15 protein-coding genes are annotated in these 17,091 nt (G+C 73.5%); 7 read left to right on the top strand and 8 right to left on the bottom strand.

Annotation, left to right across the window (positions count from 1 at the left end; translation table 11 throughout):
- Window positions 1–145: 145 nt before the first annotated feature.
- Window positions 146–865 carry a GNAT family N-acetyltransferase gene (locus ACIOFR_RS00855; RefSeq protein ID WP_400991476.1) on the top strand — a complete coding sequence of 240 codons (720 nt, stop codon included), beginning with the start codon at window positions 146–148 and terminating at the stop codon, window positions 863–865.
- Between the two features lie 112 nt (window positions 866–977).
- Here ACIOFR_RS00855 and ACIOFR_RS00850 read toward each other — a convergent pair whose 3' ends face one another.
- From ACIOFR_RS00850 to dusB, 6 genes are all read right to left on the bottom strand, one after another.
- The gene (locus ACIOFR_RS00850; RefSeq protein WP_400991475.1) at window positions 978–1,676 is read right to left on the bottom strand and encodes an MOSC domain-containing protein; all 699 of its coding nucleotides are present in this window, start codon (window positions 1,674–1,676) and stop codon (window positions 978–980) included.
- 75 nt (window positions 1,677–1,751) lie between these two features.
- Window positions 1,752–2,978, bottom strand: coding sequence for an ADP-ribosylglycohydrolase family protein (locus tag ACIOFR_RS00845; RefSeq protein WP_400991474.1), 1,227 nt, complete (start codon window positions 2,976–2,978; stop codon window positions 1,752–1,754).
- Window positions 2,979–3,006: 28 nt separating this feature from the next.
- Complete coding sequence (locus ACIOFR_RS00840; RefSeq protein WP_400991473.1) at window positions 3,007–3,849, bottom strand: alpha/beta fold hydrolase; 843 nt, start codon at window positions 3,847–3,849, stop codon at window positions 3,007–3,009.
- Between the two features lie 181 nt (window positions 3,850–4,030).
- Window positions 4,031–4,456, bottom strand: coding sequence for a ribonuclease domain-containing protein (locus ACIOFR_RS00835; protein WP_400991472.1), 426 nt, complete (start codon window positions 4,454–4,456; stop codon window positions 4,031–4,033).
- Window positions 4,457–4,654: 198 nt separating this feature from the next.
- Window positions 4,655–7,381, bottom strand: coding sequence for a pyruvate, phosphate dikinase (gene ppdK / locus ACIOFR_RS00830; RefSeq protein WP_400991471.1), 2,727 nt, complete (start codon window positions 7,379–7,381; stop codon window positions 4,655–4,657).
- A gap of 547 nt (window positions 7,382–7,928) precedes the next feature.
- Window positions 7,929–9,098, bottom strand: a complete 1,170-nt coding sequence (gene dusB / locus ACIOFR_RS00825) for a tRNA dihydrouridine synthase DusB (RefSeq protein WP_400991470.1) — start codon at window positions 9,096–9,098, stop codon at window positions 7,929–7,931.
- Window positions 9,099–9,279: 181 nt separating this feature from the next.
- Between dusB and ACIOFR_RS00820 the strand changes: the two genes are divergently transcribed.
- Window positions 9,280–9,903 (top strand): NADAR family protein, encoded by a 624-nt coding sequence (locus tag ACIOFR_RS00820; protein ID WP_400991469.1) that lies wholly within the window; start codon window positions 9,280–9,282, stop codon window positions 9,901–9,903.
- A gap of 169 nt (window positions 9,904–10,072) precedes the next feature.
- On the top strand, window positions 10,073–11,353 hold the full coding sequence (locus ACIOFR_RS00815; protein WP_400991468.1) for a hypothetical protein: 1,281 nt from the start codon (window positions 10,073–10,075) through the stop codon (window positions 11,351–11,353).
- A gap of 64 nt (window positions 11,354–11,417) precedes the next feature.
- On the opposite strand, the gene ACIOFR_RS00810 is transcribed toward ACIOFR_RS00815, so the two are convergent.
- Window positions 11,418–12,800, bottom strand: a complete 1,383-nt coding sequence (locus ACIOFR_RS00810) for a glycine--tRNA ligase (RefSeq protein WP_400991467.1) — start codon at window positions 12,798–12,800, stop codon at window positions 11,418–11,420.
- Window positions 12,801–13,019: 219 nt separating this feature from the next.
- Between ACIOFR_RS00810 and ACIOFR_RS00805 the strand changes: the two genes are divergently transcribed.
- Genes ACIOFR_RS00805 through ACIOFR_RS00790 form a run of 4 tightly spaced genes read left to right on the top strand, consistent with a single transcriptional unit; the run spans window position 13,020 to window position 16,187 of the window.
- Complete coding sequence (locus ACIOFR_RS00805; RefSeq protein WP_400991466.1) at window positions 13,020–13,967, top strand: metal ABC transporter substrate-binding protein; 948 nt, start codon at window positions 13,020–13,022, stop codon at window positions 13,965–13,967.
- A 14-nt stretch (window positions 13,968–13,981) separates the two neighbouring features.
- Window positions 13,982–14,821, top strand: coding sequence for a metal ABC transporter ATP-binding protein (locus ACIOFR_RS00800; protein ID WP_400991465.1), 840 nt, complete (start codon window positions 13,982–13,984; stop codon window positions 14,819–14,821).
- Complete coding sequence (locus ACIOFR_RS00795) at window positions 14,818–15,741, top strand: metal ABC transporter permease (RefSeq protein ID WP_400991464.1); 924 nt, start codon at window positions 14,818–14,820, stop codon at window positions 15,739–15,741. Before ACIOFR_RS00800 ends, ACIOFR_RS00795 begins: the two co-directional genes overlap by 4 nt.
- Before the next feature lie 35 nt (window positions 15,742–15,776).
- The gene (locus tag ACIOFR_RS00790; RefSeq protein ID WP_371496938.1) at window positions 15,777–16,187 is read left to right on the top strand and encodes a Fur family transcriptional regulator; all 411 of its coding nucleotides are present in this window, start codon (window positions 15,777–15,779) and stop codon (window positions 16,185–16,187) included.
- 64 nt (window positions 16,188–16,251) lie between these two features.
- Here ACIOFR_RS00790 and ACIOFR_RS00785 read toward each other — a convergent pair whose 3' ends face one another.
- Complete coding sequence (locus ACIOFR_RS00785) at window positions 16,252–17,091, bottom strand: isoprenyl transferase (RefSeq protein WP_400991463.1); 840 nt, start codon at window positions 17,089–17,091, stop codon at window positions 16,252–16,254.

The following is a 17,091-nucleotide window of genomic DNA, read 5'->3' as shown; positions in this document are numbered from 1 at the left end:
GGCCGCCGCTCCGCCGCACCGCCCGCGTTCCGGGGGTCGCGACGGGCCGCGGCGGTCGATTCCGGGGCCGGGGCGAAAGACCACAGCCCTCGTGCCGTACCCCGGCACGAACGGCCCCTCCGAATGCCGAAGGACCGAAGGATCCGTGCCCGTACCCGTCACCCTCTACGGCCGCACCGTGCGGCTGGAGCCCCTCGCCGAGCACCACGCCGCGGCCCTGGCCGAGGCCGGCGCCGAGGACCGTACGACCTACGCCTTCACCCCCGTGCCGCACGGCCTGGAAGCGGCCCGGGAGTACGTCGCCCGCGCGCTGGCCGACCGGGCCGCGGGACGGTCGCTGCCGTTCGCCACGGTGAGCACCGCCGACGACCGGGTGGTCGGCTCGACCCGCTTCCTGGAACTGGACTACTGGCAGGGGCCGCTGGTCTGGCCCCCGGTCCCCGGGGTGCCGTACGGCGACCCGCTGCTGGCCGTCCCGGACGCCGCCGAGATCGGCAACACCTGGCTCTCGCCGCGTGCCCAGGGCACCGGTATCAACACCGAGGCCAAGCTGCTGATGCTCCGGCACGCCTTCGAGGTCTGGGGCGTGCAGCGGATCTCGCTGCGTGCGGACGCCCGCAACACCCGCTCGCGCGCCGCGATCGAGCGCCTCGGTGCCACCTGCGAGGGCGTCCGCCGGGCCCACTCGCGGGGGCTGGACGGCGAGGTCCGCAGCACCGCGTTCTACTCGATCCTGAGCGAGGAGTGGGAGGCCGTCCGCGACATCATCGAGCTGCGGATCGCCGCCGCGACCTCGCCGAGCGCGCCGGATCCGGCGCTCAACCAGGAGTGTCTTAGACACGGCGGCCCACTGATCGCGGCCTGACCGCGGTCCGCGGCGCCGACCGGCCGCTGCCCCGGGGGCGGCGGCCGGTCGGCGCCGTGCGTGCGGGTGCCGTCCTGTCCGCGCGCCGTGCGCAGGGGCCCGCGCCGGGCGTTCAGTCGTCGGTCTCCCACTCCTGCGGGTCGAACGGCGGGGCGCCACCGGTCCGCTTGCGGGCCAGCTCCCGGACCTCCTCGGGCAGCGCGTCGACGTCCACCAGCCGGTGCAGCAGCCGGGCCTCCGTCATCAGCGCGCGGAAGCAGAGCTCGACGGTCACGTCGTGGTCCGGACGGTGCTCGACGGTGACGGGGTCACCGGCCCGGATCACGCCGGGTTCGACGATCCGCAGGTAGGCGCCGGGCAGCGCGCCCTGGGCGAAGCGCTTGACCCAGCCCCGCTCGTCCAGCCAGCGGGCGAAGGTCGAGCAGGGGATCCGCGGCGAGGAGACCTCCAGCACCACCTGGTCGCCGATCCGCCACCGCTCGCCGATCAGCGCCCGGTCGACGTCGAGCCCCGCGGTGGTGAGGTTCTCGCCGAAGCTGCCGCCGGTGAGCTCGCGGCCCAGCTCGCGTTCCCAGTGGTCCAGGCTCTCCCGGGAGTAGGCGTAGACGGCCTGGTCGTCGCCGCCGTGGTTGCGGGAGTCGAAGATGCTGTCGCCGATCAGGCCGCTGCCCAGGCCCCCGGTCTTGGGGCCGGGGGCGCGCAGCCGTACCTCGTGCTCCACCGGGCGTTTGTCGATGCCGGTGGAGCCGCTGTCGGGCTTGGCCGGGTTCGGGCGTGGACGGGCGAGGTTCACGGAGAGCAGATGTGCCATGCCCGCAGCCTAGATCGGCCGCGCGACGCCCGCGGCCGCTCCCGGCGGGCGTCACCCGATCAGGCCGGGCCGGACTCACAGCAGCCGCAGCAGCGTCTCCACCAGGCCCTCCGCGCCGCCCCGGTGGGCCGCGGGGTGCGCCTCGTGGACCGCCGAGACCGGGCGCCAGCCGCGGCCGTGGCCGCCGGGCACCGGCTCCACCGCGATCTCGACCAGGGCGTCCCCGCCGGCCGCGAGGTACAGGTGGAGGACGCCCTCGCGGGTGTGGGCCCGCCAGACGCCGTCCGGGTCGTTGGGCAGCACGCCCTGCCTGGTCCGCTGCCACTGCTCCTCGCTCCAGACCGTCTCCGGGACGGGCGCGGGGCGGGGCAGCCGGATCGTCCGCGGCTCCCCTGCGGGGCCCGCGACGCTGCCGGGCACCGGGAGGGCCCAGGCCGGGAGCGGCTCGCGGGCGGCCAGCCAGGCGGCGGGGATGCCCTCGGTCCCGGTCCGGGCTGCGACGATGCCGCCGACGATCGCCGCGGTGGTGTCCACGTCCCCGCCGGCCGAGAGCGTCTCCCTGATCGCGGTCGGGTAGTCGTCGAGGTGGCGGGCGGCGGCCCACAGGGCGAACGGAACGGTGTCGGCGGCGCTCACCCGGCTGCCGTTGCCGAGCACCCGCGCGGCCGTCCGGGCGTCCGCGCCGAGCAGCCGCGCCGCCTCGGCGATGCCCCGCCGGACGGCGCCGTCCGGGGTCAGCTCGCCGACGGCCCGCAGGAAGCCGGCCGGGTCGGTCGCCTCGGTGCGGGCCCGGACGGCGTGGGCGGCGGCCACCGCGACGGCGATGGCCCCGTCGACGGCCTGCGGGTGGGTGTGGGTGATCACGGCGGTGTCGGCGGCCGGCCGGACCACGGCCGCCGGGTCCGCCGCGAACGCCGCCCCGAGCGGGGCGACCCGCATCGCGGCGCCGTTCCCGAACGAGCCCCGGCCGTCGAACAGCGCGGCGGCGAGGGCCGGGGCGTCCCCGCCCTCGCGGACCAGCCGCAGCAGGCGGTTGGCGGCCGGGCCGTAGCCGCGGTCGAAGTCGTGGCGGCGGGCGAACGCATGCGTGAGGTCGAAGGTGTCGACCGCGCCCCGCTCGGTGAAGGCGGCGTGCACCGAGCAGGCCATCTCGGTGTCGTCGGTCCAGGGCCAGACCCCGGGCGGGGCCGGACGCAGGTCCAGGTGGTGGTGGTTGTCGGGGACGAAGAACTGGGCGCCGAGGGCGTCGCCGACCGAGAGGCCGTGCAGGGAGTCGAGGGCGGGATCGGTGGTCTGGGTCATCGGGAGGTGATCCTCCCACCTCCCGCCCTCAGCGGCCGAGGAATTCCACGACCGTGCGCACGAACCGCTCCCGGTCGTCGAGCCACGGGAAGTGGCCCGCGCCCGGCTGCACCCGGTGGACGCCCTGCGGGAACGCCTCGGCGAACTCCTCGGCCCGCCGCGGCGACGGGCCGCCGTCGAGCTCGCCGGACAGCACCAGGACGGGCGCCTTGAGACCGGCCAGGCCCGCCCTGGTGCTCTCCGGGTCGAAGGCGCCCGGTGCCCAGAACGCCCGCGCCGCCTCCGGGTTGCGCTGGGCCGGGCCGGTCGCCGCGTGCTCCCGGGCCGCCTCGTCCCAGCGGCCGTAGAGGAGCGGCTGCATGGCGTCGGACTGCTCGGGGGTGAGGGCACCGGCCAGCGCCGCCTCCATCGCGGCCAGTGCGGCCGGGCCCCAGGCGGGGTCGCCGCGCAGCCGCACCGACTCCCGGAAGTCGTCGAGGTCGACCGGGATGCCGACGGCCGCGGTGACCGGGGTGACCAGGGCGAGCCGGCCGATCCGCTCCGGGTGTTCGGCGGCGTAGCGGGTGGCCAGGCCCGCCCCCGCGGAGTGCGCCAGCAGGTCGATCCGCTCCGCGCCGAGGTAGGCGCGCAGCGCCTCGACGTCGGCGACCTGCCGGTCGCAGCGGTAGCCCGCCGGGTCGTCCGGGCGCCCGGAGCGGCCGGTCCCGCGCAGGTCGAGCAGGACGAGCGTGCGGTGGGCGGCCAGGCCGCCGAGGTCGCCCAGGTACGCGGCGGCGCGCATCGGGCCGCCGGGCAGACAGATCAGCGGCTCGCCGCGGCCGATCCGGCGGTAGGCGAGGGTGGTCCCGTCGGGGGCGGTGAAGGTGGGCATGGTCATGATCCTCGCGACCCGGCCCCTCCGGCGCAAGGAGGCCGGACCGGCCACGTCCGCCCGCGTGGCGCCGGCACCGGCCACGGCGGCCGGTGGTCGGTGGTCGGTGATCGGTGGTCGGGGCGCCGTCGGCCGCGCGGCGGGCGGGCTCCGGTGGCGGCCGCGGGGTGCGGCGGCGCGTTCAGCACCTGACGTCGATCTCCCGGAACGACTCGTAGTGGTCCGCGGTCCAGTAGCGCTCCCCCGCCGTGCCGGTCACCACCCGGCGGGCCCCCCGGTCGCCCGAGCCCGGGGTGGTCACGGTGTACTCGTGGTAGTAGCCGCCGCGCCGGCGGGGCAACCGGTTCTCCCGGTTCTCGAAGACGACCCCGTCCGTGCGGTACGGGTACGGCCCGCCCGCCGCGATCAGCGCGAGGGTCCGGGCGGCCTGCTCCGGCAGCGCGGAGCGGCAGACGTCCGCCAGGGCGGAACTGTCCGGCACCCAGCCGCCCGGCGAGCCCGCAGCGGACACCGTGGACGCGGCGGGGCCCGGCGCGGAGCCGCCGCAGCCGGCCGGGGCGCAGACGGCGAGGACGAGGGCGAGGGCGGTGAGCGGTCGGCTGCGCATGGGCCCAGCTTGCCCACGGCCGGCCCGTTCACCCCGCGAAACGCCGCCGGGGCGGGAACGGACGCCATTGTCCGTTCCCGCCCCGACTGCTCACGTACGGCGGCTCTCCTGCGCCGAGCTCCGCCGTACGCCCCTCCCCGGTTGGAGGGGGTGCGGTCAGCGATGGGACCACGTCGACGGGGGGATGTCCCCGGCCCGTCAGCGCGAGTCGCTGCCCGCCGTCTCAAGGGCGGCGCGGCCTGCCTCCAGGCGCGCCACCGGGATCCGGAAGGGGGAGCAGGACACGTAGTCCAGTCCCACCTCGTGGAAGAAGTGCACCGAGTCCGGGTCGCCGCCGTGCTCGCCGCAGACGCCGAGCTTGAGGTCGGGCCGGGTGGCCCGGCCGGCCTCGGCGGCCAGCTTGACCAGCGAGCCGACGCCGTCCCGGTCGATGGTCTCGAAGGGGCTGACGCCGAAGATGCCCTTCTCCAGGTACGCGGTGAAGAAGCTGGCCTCCACGTCGTCCCGGGAGAAGCCCCAGACCGTCTGGGTGAGGTCGTTGGTGCCGAAGGAGAAGAACTCGGCGGCCTCGGCGATCTGACCGGCGGTCACCGCGGCGCGCGGCAACTCGATCATGGTGCCCAGCTTGATGTCCAGCGACACCCCGGTGGACGAGACGACCTCGGCGAGCACCCGCTCGCACTCGTCGCGCACCAGCTCCAGCTCCTGGACGGTGCCGACCAGCGGGATCATCACCTCGGGCCGCGGGTCGCCGCCGGCCAGCTTGCGCTCGGCCGCGGCCTCCGCGATCGCCCGGACCTGCATCCCGAACAGGCCGGGGATGACCAGGCCGAGGCGCACGCCGCGCAGACCCAGCATCGGGTTCTGCTCGTGCAGCTTGTGCACGGCCTGGAGCAGGCGCAGGTCGTTCTCGTTCGGGTCCTTGCGGGCCTCGGCGAGGGCGACGCGCACCGACAGCTCGGTGATGTCGGGGAGGAACTCGTGAAGCGGCGGGTCGAGCAGCCGGACGGTGACGGGGAGTCCGTCCATCGACTGGAAGAGCTCCAGGAAGTCGCCCTTCTGCAGCGGCAGCAGGGTGGAGAGCGCCTGCTCGCGGTCCTTGTCGTTGTCGGCCAGGATCAGGTGCTCCACCTCCTTGCGCCGCTCCTCGCCGAGGAACATGTGCTCGGTGCGGCACAGGCCGATGCCCTGGGCGCCGTAGCGGCGGGCGCGGTTCGCGTCCTCGGCGTTGTCCGCGTTGGCCCGCACCGCGAGCCGGCGGCGCACGTCGGCGTGCGACATCAGCCGGTGCACGGCCTGGACCAGGCCGCCCTGGACGTCGGCGCCGGCGTGCAGGGTGCCCTCGAAGTACTCGACCACGGGGGACGGCAGCACCGGGACCTCGCCCAGGTAGACCTTGCCGTTCGCACCGTCGATGGAGACCACGTCGCCCTCGTGGACGACCTGGCCGTCGGAGGTGGTGAACTTGCGGTTCTTGGTGTCCACCTCCAGCTCCTCGGCGCCGCAGACACAGGTCTTGCCCATGCCGCGGGCGACCACGGCCGCGTGCGAGGTCTTGCCGCCGCGCGAGGTCAGGATGCCCTCGGCGGCGATCATGCCTTCCAGGTCGTCCGGGTTGGTCTCCCGGCGGACCAGGATGACCTTCTCGCCGGAGCGGGACCACTTGACGGCGGTGTACGAGTCGAAGACCACCCGGCCGACCGCGGCGCCGGGCGAGGCGGCGATGCCGTAGGCCACCGGCCGGGTCTCCGAGGTGGGCGCGAAGCGCGGGAACATCAGCTGGGCCAGCTGGCTGCCGGTGACCCGGTGCAGCGCCTCGTCGAGGTCGATCAGGCCCTGGTCGACCAGCTGGACGGCGATCCGGAAGGCGGCCGCGGCGGTGCGCTTGCCGATCCGGGTCTGCAGCATCCAGAGCTTGCCGCGCTCGATGGTGAACTCGATGTCGCACAGGTCGCGGTAGTGCGTTTCGAGCGTGTGCATGATCGCCATCAGCTCGTCGTACGACTTCTTGTCGAGCTGCTCCAGGTCGGCGAGCTGGAGGGTGTTGCGGATGCCGGCGACGACGTCCTCGCCCTGCGCGTTCTGCAGGTAGTCGCCGTAGACGCCCTGGGCACCGGTGGAGGGGTCGCGGGTGAAGGCGACACCGGTGCCGGAGTCCTCGCCGAGGTTGCCGAAGACCATGCTGCAGATGTTGACGGCCGTGCCCAGGCTGTTCGGGATGCGCTCCTGGCGGCGGTACAGGCGGGCCCGGTCGCCGTTCCAGGAGTGGAAGACGGCGTGGATGGCCAGGTCCAGCTGCTCGCGCGGCTCCTGCGGGAACTCGCGCCCGGTCTCGGTGCGCACGATGCCCTTGAAGGTCTCCACCAGCACCTTGAGGTCCTCGGCGGTGAGGTCGAGGTCGTTCTCGGTGCCCTTGGCGCTCTTGAGCTCGTCCAGCGCGTCCTCGAACAGCTCGCCCTCGACGCCCAGCACGGTCTTGCCGAACATCTGGACCAGGCGGCGGTAGGAGTCCCAGGCGAACCGCTCGTTGCCGGACTGGGCCACCAGGCCGGTCACCGAGGCGTCGGAGAGGCCGATGTTCAGGACGGTGTCCATCATGCCCGGCATGGAGAACTTCGCTCCGGAGCGGACGGACACCAGCAGCGGGTCGTCGGCCTGGCCGAGCTGCTTGCCCATCTCGGACTCAAGGGCCAGCAGGTGCCGGCTGATCTCGTCGTTGAGCGATCCCGGCTCGCTGCCGGTCTCCAGGAAGACCTTGCAGGCCTCGGTGGTGATGGTGAACCCCGGGGGGACGGGGAGACCCAGGTTGGTCATCTCGGCGAGGTTCGCACCCTTGCCGCCAAGAAGGTCCTTGAGGTCCTTGTTTCCTTCGGTGAAGGAGTAAACAAACTTCTGCTCGGACGGCACGGGTCGGTCTCCTCGCACACGGTTGCCCTGACGCCGGAGAACATACCCATTTCGAAGGTGGTGCCGCGCCGTCGACATGACGTACGAGGCTCGGGATCCGCGGAGACCCGACAGATCGAATGCCCGTCAGGGCGTTTACCTCTGTTGGTGAAATCGTCCGGCTGACGCTAGTGATGCTTCAAGTAGTGAACACAACGAAACCTGAAGATCACACGAACCGGACAGAGCGTAGTGGCCCGCGAACCACTGTGTTGCCCCGGCTTGATTTCCTGCATCCAGCCGCGCCGATCCACCGGAAAGCCCCTTCGGGAAGCGATTCACACCCGCTCACCGCCGCAGAGACCTCTGACCGGGCGTCAACTGCAACGATATGTGGCCAGCGTCACGGGCGCATCTCAGCCGTCGGTCGTAGTCGACCTCCGCCGATCGTGGCATTGCGTCACATGGGAACAGCCCACCGTGACTGAAATCTGCCTCAAAGGAGCCCTCTTGGCCAGGTTGTCCAAGAGTGCCCGTCCGAGGCGGCCTGCACGCCGGAGCGGCCCTTTTGTCCACTCCGTAGCGGTCAGCCGCCAGAGGTGTCCAGTTCGGCGTCCACGCTCGGTACCGCGCAGTCGTACGGATCGTCCAACCACCCCTCGGGGAGGACGACGCGGTTGTTGCCACTCGTCCGCCCGCGCGGGCCGTCGGCACCCGCCGGCCACCGTTGTGCCTGGTCAACCTGGGCGAGGGTGTCGCCGAGCTCGGCCAGGGAGCTGGAGCTGGCGAGCCTGACCCGCAGTTCGGAACCGACCGAGAAGCCCTTGGTGTACCAGGCGACGTGCTTTCGGAAGTCGATCACACCGCGGGTCTCGTCCCCGATCCACTCACCGAGCAGCTGGGCGTGCCGGAGCATCGAGCGGGCCACGTCGGCGAAGGCCGGGCGGGCGTAGTCCACCTCGCCCTCGAAGATCGAGACCAGGTCCCGGAACAGCCAGGGCCGGCCCAGGCAGCCGCGGCCGACCACCACGCCGTCGCAGCCGGTCTCGCGCATCATCCGCAGCGCGTCGTCGGCCGACCAGATGTCGCCGTTGCCCAGCACCGGGATCCCGGCCGGGACGGCCTCGCGCAGCCGGGCGATCGCCGACCAGTCCGCGGTGCCCCCGTAGTGCTGGGCGGCGGTGCGGCCGTGCAGGGCGATCGCCGAGACCCCCTCCTCCGCGCCGATCCGGCCGGCGTCCAGGAAGGTGAGGTGGTCGTCGTCGATGCCCTTGCGCATCTTCATGGTCACCGGACGGCCGCCGGCCCCCGCGACCGCCTCCCGGAGGATCTCGCGGAGCAGGTTGCGCTTGTACGGCAGCGCCGAGCCGCCGCCCTTGCGGGTCACCTTGGGGACGGGGCAGCCGAAGTTGAGGTCGATGTGGTCGGCCAGGTCCTCGTCCGCGATCATGCGGACGGCCTTGCCGACGGTGGCCGGGTCCACGCCGTACAGCTGGATCGAGCGGGGCTTCTCGCTCGGGTCGAAGTGGATCAGCTGCATGGTCTTGGCGTTCCGCTCGACCAGTGCCCGGGTGGTGATCATCTCGGAGACGAACAGGCCGCGGCCACCGCTCTGCTCACGGCACAGGGTGCGGAACGGCGCGTTGGTGATCCCCGCCATCGGGGCCAGCACGACGGGGGGCCAGACCTGCATCGGGCCGATGTTCAGCGGCGCGAACTCGGTGGCGGCCGGGGCGGGCGCGGGCGTGGTGGTCATGCGCGGCAAGTCCTCAGGGGGAGGGGTTCAAGACTCTCCATTGTCCCCCACCCGGCACACCGGCCGGCCGGAGTGCTCCGGGGCACCACCGCCCGGCACTCCGGGACGCCGTCCCCGCGCGCTCCGGGGCGCCGCGGAAAGCGATGGTCGGCCGTCGGCGCGCGGTGCGACGATGTGCGCCATGACCACCGCGCAGCCCACCACACCCGCGACGCCCGCCGCACCCACCACACCCGCGACGCCCGCCGCTCCCACCGACGCCCGCAGCCGCGACGAGCTCGCCGCCCTGGTGGCGCACGGAGCCCGGCCCAAGTACCTGCTGTTCTGGGGCCACCAGCCGGAGCGGGACGGCAGCGTCGGGCCCGGCTCGCTGAGCCAGTGGTGGCCGGCCCCGTTCACCGTGGACGGGACGCGCTACCCCACCGCCGAGCACTGGATGATGGCCGGCAAGGCCCGGTTGTTCGGGGACGAGGCGATCGTGCCGCGGATCCTGGCGGCCCGGTCGCCCGCCGAGGCCAAGAAGCTGGGACGGCAGGTCGCGCGCTTCGACGAGCGGCGCTGGGCCGCCGAGCGGTTCGAGCTGGTGGTGCGCGGCAACGTCGCCAAGTTCGGGTCGAGCGAGGAGCTGCGCTCCTACCTGCTGGGCACCGCCCGCCGGGTGCTGGTGGAGGCCAGCCCGCTCGACCGGCTCTGGGGGATCGGCCTGGCGGCCGACGACGAGCGGGCCACCGACCCGTACCGGTGGCGCGGCCTCAACCTGCTGGGATTCGCCCTGATGGAGGCCAGGGCCAGGCTGGAGGGCTGAGCCTGCCGGACCACCGGCCTTACCCTGCACGGCAGTTGATCCACTTCCAGCCGTAAGGGCACCGACTTGTGCCCGTAACATGGCTGCCGTATCGGCGGGCCAGGATGGCTGCCAGGCATGGCCTGGGGCGGGGCAGGAGTCCTCGGGCGGAGAGGTCGGGTCCGACACGATGACAGTCCAGGAGCTGGGCCCCACGACGGACGAGGTCGAGGGGGTGCGGGCCGAGCTCGACGAGCTGCTGCGCGCCCGGCAGTACGCGGCGATGCGCGAGCGGAGGCTGACCGAGGCCGTGCGGGCCGCGGCGCAGCCGCCCTCCGCGCCACCCGACGAGCTGCTGCACCAACTCGGCCAGGCACGCAGGCTCCGGGAGGGGCTGAGCGAACGCTGCCGGCAGCAGGACGAGAGGCTGCGGGAGCTGGAGGGGCGGCGGCAGGAGGCCGGGGCGCAGCCGCGGCGCGCTCCCACCGGCGCCAGGTTCGCCGGCGGCTACGAGGCCGGGCCGCGGGAGACGGCGCCGAGCGCGCCGCCGGCCGCGCCGGTCGGGGCACCGGCGGCGCCGATGCGGGGGGCCCGGTTCGGCGGGGTGCGACCCGACGAGGTCCGCGGTGACGACGTGCGGACCGCCGAGTTACCGGCGGCCGGCCGGCCGGAGCCCGAGCCGGAACCCGCCCCCTCGCCCGGACCGCGGACACGCTCCGAGGAGGAGCTGACCGCGCTGGCCGCGATGATCGCCGACCTGCACCGTCGGGGCTCCGGCGACGAGTCGGCGGCGCTCGCGGCCCGGGCCGCGCTGGCGCTGGCACCGGCCGACGTGGTCCGGCTGGCGGTCCGGCTGCGCGCGGCCGGCCCGGCCGGTGCGGCCGGCTACCTGGTCCGGTCGACCGCCGGCGGGCCGGCCGCCCAGTCGGTCGGGACGCTGGCCGGGCTGCGGGAGGCGGGCCTGGCCGAGGAGGCCGCGCAGCTGTTCCACCTCCTGCGCGCGGTGCCCGCCGCCGGGCTGCCCGAGCTGCTGGCCGCCCTGGAAGAGGCCGGGCAGACCGCCGACGGACAGACCCTGCTGTGGGAGTGGGGTTCCGCCTCGGCGGCCGAACTGGCGCGACTGGCCGAGCGGTTGTCCGCCGCGGGCCGGGCCGGGGACGGTCGCGTGCTGCTCCACCAGGCGGCCGGCCGGCCGATCCCGGAGGTGGTCGAGGTGGTCGGGCAGCTGGCCGACGGGCTCGCGGTGGACCTGGTCGGCGAAGTGGTCCGGCTGCGTTCGGCGAGCGGCCTGGGCGAGTTCGGGCGGGCGGTGCTGCCCCGCCCTCGGCTGTACGAGGGGCTGCTCGCCGCGGTCGCCCTGCTGGACGAGGCCCGCGCCCGGACGGCGCTGGCGGCGCTGCGCACGGCCGGGCTGCCGACCGAGCCGGCCGCCCGGGGCACGGGCCGCAGGCGCTCCCGGGGCCGGGGCTGAGACGCCGGACGGCCCCCGCCGCGCGAGGCGGTGGGGGCCGTCCAGGACCTGGGCGGTGGCCCGGTCAGCAGCCGATCAGGCGGGCGCCGAGGTAGGACTTGACCTGGTCGAGCGAGACGCGCTCCTGCGCCATGGTGTCGCGCTCGCGGATGGTCACCGCGTTGTCCTCAAGGGTGTCGAAGTCGACGGTGACGCAGAACGGCGTGCCGATCTCGTCCTGGCGGCGGTAGCGCTTGCCGATCGCGCCGGCGTCGTCGAACTCGACGTTCCACGCGGTGCGCAGGTCGGCGGCCAGGCCGCGGGCCTTGGGCGAGAGGTCGGCGTTGCGCGACAGCGGCAGCACGGCGACCTTGACCGGGGCCAGGCGCGGGTCGAGCCGCATGCCGACGCGCTTCTCCATGACGCCCTTGGCGTTGGGCGCCTCGTCCTCGAAGTAGGCGTCGAGCAGGAAGGCCAGCATGGCGCGGTTGAGACCGGCGGCCGGCTCGATGACGTACGGGAAGTACCGCTCGCCGGACTCCTGGTCGAAGTACTTGAGGTCCTGGCCGGAGGCCTCGCTGTGCACCGTGAGGTCGTAGTCGGTGCGGTTGGCGATGCCCTCCAGCTCGGAGAACTCGGTGCCGCCGAAGTTGAAGCGGTACTCGATGTCCACCGTGCGCTTGGCGTAGTGGGAGAGCTTCTCCTTCGGGTGCTCGAAGAAGCGCATGTTCTCGGTCCGCAGGCCGAGGTCGACGTACCAGTCCCAGCGCTGCTGGAGCCAGTACTCGTGCCACTGGTCGTCCTCGCCCGGCTTGACGAAGAACTCCATCTCCATCTGCTCGAACTCGCGGGTGCGGAAGATGAAGTTGCCGGGGGTGATCTCGTTGCGGAAGCTCTTGCCGGTCTGGGCGATGCCGAACGGCGGCTTGCGGCGCGACGTGGTCTGGACGGCCTTGAAGTTGGTGAAGATGCCCTGCGCGGTCTCCGGGCGCAGGTAGGCCAGGCCGCCCGCGTCCTCGGTGACGCCGAGGTGCGTCTTCAGCATGCCCGAGAACTCCTTGGGCTCCGTGAAGGCGCCCTTGTTGCCGCAGTTCGGGCAGTTGATGTCGGCCAGGCCGTTGGCCGGCGGCCGGTTGTGCTTGGCCTCGTAGGCCTCTTCCAGGTGGTCGGCGCGGAAGCGCTTGTGACAGGAGAGGCACTCGGTCAGCGGGTCGTTGAAGGTCGCCACGTGGCCGGAGGCCTCCCAGACCTCGCGGGCCAGGATCACCGAGGAGTCGAGACCGACGACGTCCTCCCGAGCGTGGACCATCGAGCGCCACCACTGGCGCTTGATGTTCTCCTTGAGCTCGACACCGAGTGGACCGTAGTCCCAGGCGGCGCGCGTACCTCCGTAGATCTCGCTGCAGGGATAGACGAAGCCACGGCGCTTGCTCAGGCTGACGATGGTGTCGATCTTGTCGGCGGCCACAGTGCTCTCTTCAGTACGACGGCACGGTCAAGGCGCGGCTGGTTGCACGCACCCGAATGCCCCAGGTTACCGGGCGCACGTGCCCCACTGTCACACCGGTTTCACCGCGCGCCCGGCGCGCCAGGCGCTCCCGCGCGGCCGACGTCGCACATTCGTGCTCCACGATCAGCCAATCGGGTGAGTTGACAATCATTTCCACCTAAGATGAGAATGGTTGTCATGACGACCCGACGCTCCTCGATAGCCCTCGCCGCCACCGCAGCCGTCGGCGCCCTGCTGCTCACCGCCTGCGGCGGCAGTTCCAGCGCCACGACCGGTGACGGCAGGCTGAAGGTGGTGGCGTCCTTCTACCCGATGGAGTTCCTCGCCCAGCAGGTCGGCGGCAGCCACGTCCAGGTCACCGGCCTCACCGCGGCCGGCGTCGAGCCGCACGACCTCGAACTCAAGGCCAAGCAGGTCGGCGCGGTCCAGAGCGCCGGCGCCGTCGTCTACCTCAAGGGCCTGCAGCCCAGCGTCGACAAGGCCGTCGCGGGCACCCACTCCCAGCACGTGATCGACGCCACCGCCGCGTCCCCGCTGGTCGACCACCACCTCGACGAGGGCACCGAGGAGGGCGGCGAGGCCGGCCACGAACACACCGGGCCGGCCGGCGACCCGCACATCTGGCTCGACCCGACCCGCTACGCCGCGGTCGCCCGCAGCGTCGGCGCGGAGTTCGCGAAGGCCGACCCCGCGCACGCCGACGACTACCGGCACAACACCGACGAGCTGGTGGCCCGGCTGACCGCCCTGGACACCGAGTTCCGGGACGGCCTCGCCGGCACGAAGACCAAGACCTTCGTCACCAGCCACGCCGCCTTCGGCTACCTCGCCGACCACTACGGCCTGGAGCAGGTCGCGATCAACGGCGTCGACCCGGAGGCCGAGCCCACCCCGGCCCGCCTCGCCGCCATCCAGCAGGCCGCCCGGGACCACGGCGTCGGCACGGTCTTCTTCGAGACCCTGGTCGACCCGCGGCTGGCCCAGACCGTCGCCCACGACCTGGGACTGCGGACGGCCGTGCTCGACCCGGTCGAGGGCGTCAAGGACCCGGCGACCGCCGACTACTTCTCGGTCATGAAGCAGAACCTCACCAACCTGAAGGCCGCGCTCGGCGCCACCAGCTGAGGGGACACCCACCCATGAGCTCCGTCACCTCCCCCGCGGTCGGCCCCGGCCCGGCGCTCCCGCCCCCGGGCCCGGACGCCGCACCGGACGCCGCACCGGACGCCGTCCGCCTCCGCGAGGCCACCGCCGCCCTCGGTGGACGCCCCGTGCTGCGCGGCATCGACCTCACCGTGCGCCCGGGCGAGGTGGTCGCCCTGCTCGGCGCCAACGGCTCCGGCAAGTCGACCACCGTCAAGGCCGTGATCGGCTCGGTGCCGCTGCAACGCGGCAGCCTGGAGCTGTTCGGCACCCCCTCGGGCCGGTTCCGGGACTGGCGGCGGATCGGGTACGTGCCGCAGCGGACCACCGCCGCCGGCGGCGTGCCGGCCACCGTCCGCGAGGTGGTCTCCACCGGCCGGCTGCCGCAGCACCGGATGCTGCCGTTCCGCCGCCGGGACCGCGCCGCGGTCGACCGGGCGCTGGCGGCCGTCGGCATGCTCGACCGCGCCTCGGACGGCGTCGCCGGGCTCTCCGGCGGCCAGCACCAGCGGGTGCTGATCGCCCGGGCGCTGGTCGGCGAGCCGGATCTGCTGATCATGGACGAGCCGATGGCCGGCGTGGACCTGGACAGCCAGCAGGTGCTGGCCGACACCCTGCGCAGCGAGGTCGAGCGCGGCACCGCCGTCCTGCTGGTGCTGCACGAACTCGGGCCCCTGGAGCCGCTGATCGACCGGGCCGTGGTGCTCCGGGACGGCTGCGTCGCCCACGACGGCCCGCCGCCGCGCGGGGTCGGCCAGCACGCCCTGCCCGGCCACGACCACGTGCACCCGCACGCCGACGACCACCACCTGAGCGCCCAGGGGCTGCTGTCATGACCGAGATGCTCCAGTTCGACTTCATGCAGCGGGCCCTGGTCGCGGCCGTCCTGGTCGGCGTGACCGCCCCCGCCGTCGGCATCTACCTGGTGCAGCGCCGCCAGGCCCTGATGGGCGACGGGATCGGGCACGTCGCGCTCACCGGCGTCGGCCTCGGCTTCGTCTTCCAGACCAGCCCGGTCTGGATGGCGGTGGTGGTCTGCGTGCTGGGCGCGATCGTCATGGAGCTGGTCCGCTCGCGCGGCAACCAGCGCGGCGACATCGCCCTCGCGATGCTCTTCTACGGCGGCATGGCCTGCGGCAAGCTGCTCGTCAGCATGAGCCCGCAGGCCGGCAGCAGCAGCCTGGAGAGCTACCTGTGGGGCTCGATCCTCACCGTCTCGGCGAGCGACCTGTGGGTCATCGGCGGTCTGGCCGCCGTCGTGGTGGCCGTCACGGTGGGCCTGCGCCGGCAGCTGTTCGCCGTCTGCCAGGACGAGGAGTTCGCCCGGGTCACCGGCATCCCGGTCCGGCTGCTCAACCTGCTGCTCGCCGTCACCGCCGCGGTCACCGTCACGGTGGCCATGCGGGTGGTCGGCCTGCTGCTGGTCAGCGCGCTGATGGTGGTGCCGGTGGCCGCCGCCCAGCAGGTCACCCGGTCCTTCGCCGCCACCCAGGCCGCGGCGGTGGGCCTTGGGATCGGCGTCGCGGTGCTCGGCGTCGCCGGTTCGTACCAGGCGGACGTGCCGTCGGGCCCGGCCATCGTGCTGCTCGCCATCGCGGCCTTCGCGCTGTTCAGCGCCGCCGCGGCGCCGCTGGCCCGGCGCCGGCACCGGGCCGCCCCCCAGGACGCCCCCGCGGTCTGTGACGTGGCCCTGCCGAGGCAGGACGACGGGAGCCGTACGGACGCCCCGCTCTCCGGTACCGGGCTGGCACAATGAGGTGCGACAGCACCCGACCACCTGGAGGACTCACGGTGACCACCGCAGGCCCGTCGCCGCGCGCGCGATCGACCCGGCAGCGAGCCGCCGTCTCAGCGGTCCTGGACGAGATCGAGGACTTCCGCAGCGCGCAGGAGCTCCACGACATGCTCAAACACCGGGGCGACTCGGTGGGGTTGACCACCGTGTACCGCACCCTGCAGTCGCTGGCCGACGCCGGTGAGGTGGACGTGCTGCGCACCGCGGACGGCGAGGCCGTCTACCGCCGGTGCAGCAGCGGGCACCACCACCACCTGGTCTGCCGCCAGTGCGGCGCGACGGTCGAGGTGGAGGGCCCCGCCGTGGAGCGCTGGGCCAACGCGGTCGCCGCCGAGCACGGCTTCAGCGACATCGCGCACACCCTGGAGATCTTCGGCACCTGCGCCGAGTGCGCCAAGAAGGCCTGACCGGCCGGTACGTGAGCGGGGCCCGGGTTCGTCGAACCCGGGCCCCGCTCGGTCACCGCACCGCTCAGCGCTGGGCCGGCAGCTCCGGCGCCTCGTCCTCGACGGCGTTCGGGATCGCCCCGCCGAATCGGCGGTCGCGGCGCGCGAACTGCTCGCAGGCCCGCCACAGGTCGCGGCGGTCGAAGTCCGGCCACAGCACGTCCTGGAACACCAGCTCGGCGTAGGCGGACTGCCAGGCCAGGAAGTTGGAGGTGCGCTGCTCGCCGCTGGGCCGCAGGAAGAGGTCCACGTCCGGCATGTCCGGGTAGTAGAGGTACCGGGCGAAGGTCTTCTCGTTGACCTTCTTCGGGTCCAGCACGCCGGCCGCGACGTCCCGGGCGATGGCCTGCGCGGCGTCGGCGATCTCGGCCCGGCCGCCGTAGTTGACGCAGAAGTACAGCGTCATCGCGTCGTTGTCCTTGGTCTGCTCCTGGGCGACCTGGAGCTCCTGGACGACGCTCTTCCACATCTTCGGCATCCGCCCGGCCCAGCGGATCCGGATGCCGAGCGCGTCCATCTCGTCGCGGCGGCGGCGGATGACGTCCCGGTTGAAGTTCATCAGGAACTTCACCTCGTCCGGGGAGCGCTTCCAGTTCTCGGTGGAGAAGGCGTACAGCGAGAGGTTCTTGACCCCGATCTCCAGGCAGCCCTTGAGCACGTCCAGGACGACCGCCTCGCCGACCTTGTGGCCCTCGGTGCGCGGCAGACCGCGTTCCTTGGCCCACCGGCCGTTGCCGTCCATCACGCAGGCGACGTGGTTGGGCACCAGCTCACCCGGGAGCTTGGGCGGCCGGGCGCCGCTCGGGTGCGGCTCCGGGGTGATGTAGTCCCGCTTCTTGCTGCCGAACAGGCGTCGCGCTGCCAT

The sequence above is a fragment of the Kitasatospora sp. NPDC088346 genome (genome assembly GCF_044740765.1).
GTDB lineage: Bacteria > Actinomycetota > Actinomycetes > Streptomycetales > Streptomycetaceae > Kitasatospora.
This window is presented reverse-complemented; position numbering and strand designations above follow the sequence as displayed.

Coding starts and splice junctions, on each gene's coding strand:
- ACIOFR_RS00800 (WP_400991465.1), top strand. CDS start 13,982: ATGAGCTCCGTCACCTCCCCCGCGGTCGGCCCCGGCCCGGCGCTCCCG.
- ACIOFR_RS00785 (WP_400991463.1), bottom strand. CDS start 17,091: ATGGCAGCGCGACGCCTGTTCGGCAGCAAGAAGCGGGACTACATCACC.
- ACIOFR_RS00815 (WP_400991468.1), top strand. CDS start 10,073: ATGACAGTCCAGGAGCTGGGCCCCACGACGGACGAGGTCGAGGGGGTG.
- ACIOFR_RS00795 (WP_400991464.1), top strand. CDS start 14,818: ATGACCGAGATGCTCCAGTTCGACTTCATGCAGCGGGCCCTGGTCGCG.
- ACIOFR_RS00805 (WP_400991466.1), top strand. CDS start 13,020: ATGACGACCCGACGCTCCTCGATAGCCCTCGCCGCCACCGCAGCCGTC.
- dusB (WP_400991470.1), bottom strand. CDS start 9,098: ATGACCACCACGCCCGCGCCCGCCCCGGCCGCCACCGAGTTCGCGCCG.
- ACIOFR_RS00845 (WP_400991474.1), bottom strand. CDS start 2,978: ATGACCCAGACCACCGATCCCGCCCTCGACTCCCTGCACGGCCTCTCG.
- ACIOFR_RS00850 (WP_400991475.1), bottom strand. CDS start 1,676: ATGGCACATCTGCTCTCCGTGAACCTCGCCCGTCCACGCCCGAACCCG.
- ACIOFR_RS00835 (WP_400991472.1), bottom strand. CDS start 4,456: ATGCGCAGCCGACCGCTCACCGCCCTCGCCCTCGTCCTCGCCGTCTGC.
- ACIOFR_RS00840 (WP_400991473.1), bottom strand. CDS start 3,849: ATGCCCACCTTCACCGCCCCCGACGGGACCACCCTCGCCTACCGCCGG.
- ACIOFR_RS00820 (WP_400991469.1), top strand. CDS start 9,280: ATGACCACCGCGCAGCCCACCACACCCGCGACGCCCGCCGCACCCACC.